Source organism: Micrococcus sp. HMSC31B01 (assembly GCF_001816085.1).
GTDB lineage: Bacteria > Actinomycetota > Actinomycetes > Actinomycetales > Micrococcaceae > Micrococcus > Micrococcus luteus.
In genome coordinates this window covers 1-5,129 of record NZ_KV824982.1, presented here as the reverse complement: position 1 = coordinate 5,129, position 5,129 = coordinate 1, and the positions used below count along the sequence as shown (strand labels likewise).

The 5,129-nt window shown below is 73.3% G+C and carries 7 protein-coding genes; 4 read left to right on the top strand and 3 right to left on the bottom strand.

Going from position 1 to position 5,129, the window contains the following annotated elements; translation table 11 throughout:
* Nucleotides 1–590, top strand: a 590-nt coding sequence (locus HMPREF3105_RS02635; protein WP_083325275.1) for a rhomboid family intramembrane serine protease, incomplete at its 5' end; no start/stop codon positions are given.
* Here HMPREF3105_RS02635 and HMPREF3105_RS02630 read toward each other — a convergent pair.
* Nucleotides 569–1,342 carry an isoprenyl transferase gene (locus HMPREF3105_RS02630; protein WP_070708715.1) on the bottom strand — a complete coding sequence of 258 codons (774 nt, stop codon included), beginning with the start codon at nucleotides 1,340–1,342 and terminating at the stop codon, nucleotides 569–571. The two genes, HMPREF3105_RS02635 and HMPREF3105_RS02630, sit on opposite strands and share 22 nt — an antisense overlap.
* 105 nt (nucleotides 1,343–1,447) lie before the next feature.
* On the opposite strand from HMPREF3105_RS02630, the gene HMPREF3105_RS02625 reads away from it, so the two are divergent.
* Nucleotides 1,448–2,167 carry a PAQR family membrane homeostasis protein TrhA gene (locus tag HMPREF3105_RS02625; RefSeq protein WP_069941637.1) on the top strand — a complete coding sequence of 240 codons (720 nt, stop codon included), beginning with the start codon at nucleotides 1,448–1,450 and terminating at the stop codon, nucleotides 2,165–2,167.
* A 156-nt stretch (nucleotides 2,168–2,323) separates the two neighbouring features.
* Here HMPREF3105_RS02625 and HMPREF3105_RS02620 read toward each other — a convergent pair whose 3' ends face one another.
* The gene (locus tag HMPREF3105_RS02620) at nucleotides 2,324–2,728 is read right to left on the bottom strand and encodes a hypothetical protein (RefSeq protein ID WP_070708714.1); all 405 of its coding nucleotides are present in this window, start codon (nucleotides 2,726–2,728) and stop codon (nucleotides 2,324–2,326) included.
* Nucleotides 2,729–2,776: 48 nt separating this feature from the next.
* The gene (gene mca / locus HMPREF3105_RS02615) at nucleotides 2,777–3,769 is read right to left on the bottom strand and encodes a mycothiol conjugate amidase Mca (protein WP_010079320.1); all 993 of its coding nucleotides are present in this window, start codon (nucleotides 3,767–3,769) and stop codon (nucleotides 2,777–2,779) included.
* A 115-nt stretch (nucleotides 3,770–3,884) separates the two neighbouring features.
* Here mca and HMPREF3105_RS02610 point away from each other — a divergent pair, with 115 nt between their 5' ends.
* Both HMPREF3105_RS02610 and greA read left to right on the top strand, forming a co-directional pair.
* Complete coding sequence (locus tag HMPREF3105_RS02610; protein ID WP_036316331.1) at nucleotides 3,885–4,331, top strand: DUF4307 domain-containing protein; 447 nt, start codon at nucleotides 3,885–3,887, stop codon at nucleotides 4,329–4,331.
* Between the two features lie 257 nt (nucleotides 4,332–4,588).
* Entirely contained in the window at nucleotides 4,589–5,083 is a 495-nt protein-coding gene (gene greA / locus HMPREF3105_RS02605) for a transcription elongation factor GreA (protein ID WP_060973861.1), read from the top strand.
* Nucleotides 5,084–5,129 lie beyond the last annotated feature (46 nt).

Genomic DNA, 5,129 nt, shown 5'->3' with positions numbered 1-5,129 from the left:
CCCCGACCCTGGCCGAGCGCGCCGGCGGCCGCCTGCTGGGCGCCGTCGCGCCCACCGCCGTGCTGATCGCGGCCATGTGGGTCGCGCAGTTCGTGCTGATCTTCCTCGGCCGGGTGATCATCCCCGGCGTGGGCCTGATCCCGCGGCGCCTCGCCGGCCTCGACGGGGTCCTGTTCTCCCCCGTGCTGCATGCCGGCTGGGCCCACTTGATCGGCAACACGACGGCGCTGCTCGTCCTCGGTCCGCTGGCCGCCCTGGTCTCGCGCCGGCCGGTGGCCCTGCTCGTCTGCGCCTGGCTGGGCTCGGGCCTGCTGACCTGGGTGATCGGCACCCCGGGCGTGCACATCGGCGCCTCCGGGATCGTGTACGCGCTGATCGCGTTCCTGATCGTCTACGGGGTCGCGGTGCGGCGGATCGGGGCGGTCGTCGTCTCCGTGCTCGTTGCCCTCACGCACCTGGGCTCGAGCCTGATCGGCCTGCTGCCGGCACCCGGCATCTCGTGGACCGGCCACCTGGCCGGGGCCGTCGTCGGGGTGCTGCTGGGCCTGTGGTGGGGCCGCGCCGACCGTCAGGTGCCGAACCGGCGCTGACGGCTGCCGTAGTCGCGCAGGGCACGCAGGAAGTCGACCTTGCGGAACGCGGGCCACATGGCCTCGCAGAAGTAGAACTCCGAGTAGGCGGACTGCCAGAGCAGGAACCCGGAGAGCCGCTGCTCCCCGGACGTGCGGATGACCAGGTCCGGGTCCGGCTGGCCGCGCGTGTAGAGCCGGTCCGCGATCTGCTCGACGGTGACGGACTCGGCCACCTCCGCCGCGCTGTGGCCCAGGGCGTGCTCGTCCCGCAGCAGCTCGCGCACGGCGTCGAGGATCTCCTGGCGGCCCCCGTAGCCCACGGCCACGTTCACGTGCACGCCGTCGTGGTCCTTGGTCTGTTCGGCCACCTCGGCGAGCCGTCGCGCCATGGGCTCGGGGAGCAGGTCCACCGCGCCGACCGGCTGCACGCAGACGGGGGCGCGGCCCTCGGCCGGCTGGGCGAGGCGCTCCGCCGTCGTCTGGATGATCTCCAGGAGCGGGGCGAGCTCCTCCGCCGGGCGCCGCAGGTTCTCGGTGGAGAGCATGTAGAGCGTGACCACGTGGATGCCGGCCTCGTCGCACCAGCCGATGAAGTCGAGGATGCGCTCGGCGCCGGCCTGGTGACCCTGCTGCGTGGACGCCCCGAACGCGCGGGCCCAGCGACGGTTGCCGTCCACCAGCACGCCGATGTGCCGAGGCAGGCGCTCCGGGTCCAGGCCACGCGTCAGCCGCCGCTCGTACAGGCGGTAGAAGGCCTCGGGTCGACCCACGGCGCGCTCCCCTCTCGGACGGTCCTGCGAGCCTCCAGGATACGCGCGCGGCACACAGCGACCATCCCGTGCCCCGGCCCCGGGCCGACCGACGACAATGGAGGCATGGACCCTGTGACACCCCTCCGCGAGACCGACGCCGCCCGTCGCCTGCGCTGGCGCATCGAGCGCATCCGCGACCCCGACCATCCGCTGTACAAGCCCCGACTGCGCGGTTGGATCCACGCGGTCATGGCGCCGCTGACGCTGGCGGCCGGCATCGTGCTCATCGTGCTCGCGCCGACCGCGACGCTGCGGTGGGCCAGCGCGGTCTACACCGTGACGGGCCTGCTGCTGTTCGCGGTCTCGGCGACGTACCACCTGGTGCAGTGGAACGAGGTGGTCTCCCGTGTCCTCAAGCGGTTGGACCACACGAACATCATGCTGGTCATCGCCGGCACCTACACGCCGCTCTCCCTGGCCCTGCTGGCTCCGGACCGGGCGCGGGTGCTGCTCACCCTGGTGTGGGTGGGGGCCGTGGCCGGCGTCGCGTTCCGGGTGCTGTGGACGGATGCCGCGCGCTGGCTCTACACGCCGGTGTACGTGGTGCTCGGGCTGGCGGCGCTGCTGTACCTGGGCGACTTCTTCGCCGCGGATGCGGCGGCGGGGTGGCTGATCGTGGCCGGCGGCGTCGCGTACATCACGGGCGCGGTCTGCTACGCGCTGCAGGCCCCCACGATCCACCGCGAGTGGTTCGGCTTCCACGAGCTGTTCCACGCCTTCACGGTGGCCGGCTTCGTGTGCCACGCCGTCGCCATCTACCGGGCGGTGCTCGTCGTCGCCTGAGCGTGTCGAGGAAGGGGGTCTGCGCCCCGCCGGGCAGCGCCGAGGCCCGCAGACGCGCCGCTATGTCCATGCCGTAGCGGCGCGTCTGCGGGCCTCAAGGGTTCGGGCGTGGAGTCTCCGGCGTCGAGTCTCGGGCGTGCACGGGCCCGACGACGGTCAGTCGCGTCCGGTGTCCGGGGCCTGGGGCTCCGGGGCCGGCTCCTGGAGGTAGCCGGGGTACTTCTCCTGCAGGCGGCGCAGCCGGTCCTCGGAGTCCGCGTCCAGGTGCTCGCCGCCCGCGCGGACCTCGTCCGGCAGGTGCTGCTGATGGCGCTCCACGAGCATGGCCTCGGCCTGCGGGGAGCGCTGCTGGACGCGGCGCACCGAGCGGACCATGACGCGGAGGACGATGATCGCCATGACCACCATGAGCGCGGTGAACAGGAACCCCTCGATGCCGGGGGTGACCTCCGCCTCCTCGAGCCCGGGGCGCAGCGTCGGCTCCGGGACGGCGGGCACCGGCGCGGGGCTCGCGGCCGCGAGCGCGGTGAGGACGAGGGGAAGGCCAGACAGGGGTGTCACGCCGCCCCACTCTACCGGCCCCGGCCGCACGGCCCGAGCCAGGGCGGCTCAGCGCAGGCCGGCGAAGAGGTCGTGCTCCGGCAGCTCGGAGGGCACGCGCGAGTCGATCAGCGCGAAGTCCTCCCACGGCCAGGCGCGCCGCTGCAGGTCGTGGGGCGCGTCGAAGAACATGCCGTCGGGGTCGATCTGCGTGCGGTGCGCCCGCAGGGCGGCGTCGCGCTCGTCGAGGAAGCCGGTGACGTCCACCTGCGTGGTGACGTCGTGGTCCGCGGTGACCCACGGCGGGATGACCTCCGGGTCGGGCACGTCCTCCCCGGCTTCACGGCGGCGCAGCACCTCGCGCATCGCGTCCATCGCATCGAACATCATCAGGCGTCGGGCGAACGGCACGTCCTCGCCGTCGGCCTCGGCCACCGCGGCCATCGTGCGGAACTTCCGCGGGTTGAAGCCGCAGTCGTAGTAGACCTTCGAGACCTCCCAGGCGGGCCCGGCCTCGGGGTACTCGTCGGCGAGGCCCGCGGCCCGGTACGCCTCCATCGTCACGGCGTGGGCCTGCAGGTGGTCCGGGTGGGGGTAGCCGCCGACCTCGTCGTAGGAGATGAGCACGTGCGGGCGGAACCGGCGCACGAGCGAGATCAGCGGGGCCGCCGCATCCCGGAGCGGGATCTCGGCGAAGCAGTTCGCCGGGAGGGCCGGCAGCGGATCCCCCTCGGGCAGGCCCGAGTCGAGGAAGCCGAGCCAGGCGTGCCGGATGCCGAGGATGCGCGCGGCCTCCGCCATCTCCTCGCGGCGCACGGCCGCGATGTCCCGGTCGGCCCGGGTGGTGTCCCCGAACGACGGGTTGAGCAGGGTGCCGGCCTCGCCGCCGGTGCACGTGACGACCATGACCTCGGCCCCGGCCGCCGCGTAGGCGGCCATGGTGCCGGCCCCCTTCGAGGACTCGTCGTCCGGGTGGGCGTGCACCGCCATGAGGCGCAGCCCGGTGGAGGGCGGCAGGGCGGTGCCTGCGGCGGGCTGGGCCTGGGGGGTCTGATCGGTCACGGGGATCGCACACTCCTGTCCGGATGGCGGGGCCGCCGCGGGGGCGACGGCGTGAGGGGGCTGGGCCGACGTCCTTATCGGCCTCCGGCGGCGGGCAGCGGCTAGGGTGGAGGGGATGTCTCACCACGCCCCCGCGGTCCGCGCGCAGGACCCCACATTAGCCAACCGGTACGGCACGAACCACACGCGTCCGGGCCGTCGTCGGCTGTGGGCGGGCCTCGGCGGGCTCGGGCTGGTCGTGGCCGTGCTGCTGTCCGTGTGGATCGGCCTGAACATGTCCGTGGGCGCCATCGAGTACAAGGACGTCGGCTTCACCATCGAGGACGACGGCCACGCGACCGTCACCTTCCAGGCCTCCGTCCCGGAGGGCGTGCAGGCCGAGTGCGATGTGCTCGTCACCGACTCCCACGCCGCCCCCGTCGGCTTCCGCACCGTCCGCCTGGAGACCCTGCCGGCCGACCGGCGGGACTCCCCCTCGGACGCGCAGCAGCGCTACACCGTGGACGTGCGCACCGTGGTGCGGGGCGACTCCGGCATCGTCGAGACCTGCCGCAAGGTCTGAGCCCTCCCGGCCGCTCCGCCCTCGGCGTAGCGGCCGCCTTTGGTGTGACGCACGCCGCCCGGATAGACTCGTCGGAGCATTCCCGCCCCGCCGGTGAGTCAGGCAGGCGTCGCACGGAGCCCTCGGGTCACGCGCGTCCTCCTGATCGGCGGGGTCTTTCGCATGCGGGCGCGTCCGCCGGACGCGGATCGCGCGCCAGACCCGGTGCGCCGCGCCCCGGACTCCGCATCACCCGAGACAGAAAGGCGGAACAGAGCATGACCACCAGCCAGTCCGACGCCCCGTGGCTGACCCAGGAGGCGTACGATCGCCTCTCCAAGGAGCTCGAGTACATCTCCGGTCCCGGCCGTCAGGAGATCATCGAGCGCATCGAGGCCGCCCGCGATGAGGGCGACCTCAAGGAGAACGGCGGCTACCACGCCGCCCGCGAGGAGCAGTCGAAGAACGAGGGCCGCATCGCCGAGCTGAAGCACCTGCTCGAGACCGCCCGCGTGGGCGAGGCCGCCGAGAACGACGGCGCCGTGCACCCGGGCACCGTGGTGACCGCCGTCGTCGCAGGCGACGAGATGACCTTCCTCTTCGGCAACCGCGAGATCGCCGCGGACGACGAGTCGCTCGAGGTCTACTCCGAGCGCTCCCCGCTCGGTGAGGCCATCAACGGCGCCAAGAAGGGCGACAAGGTCTCCTACACCGCCCCGAACGGCAAGGACATCAAGGTCGAGGTCAAGGACGTCCAGCCCTACTCCGGCTGACCCTGCCCGGCTCCGACGGCGGCCGCGGTCCCCCCGAGGGGACCGC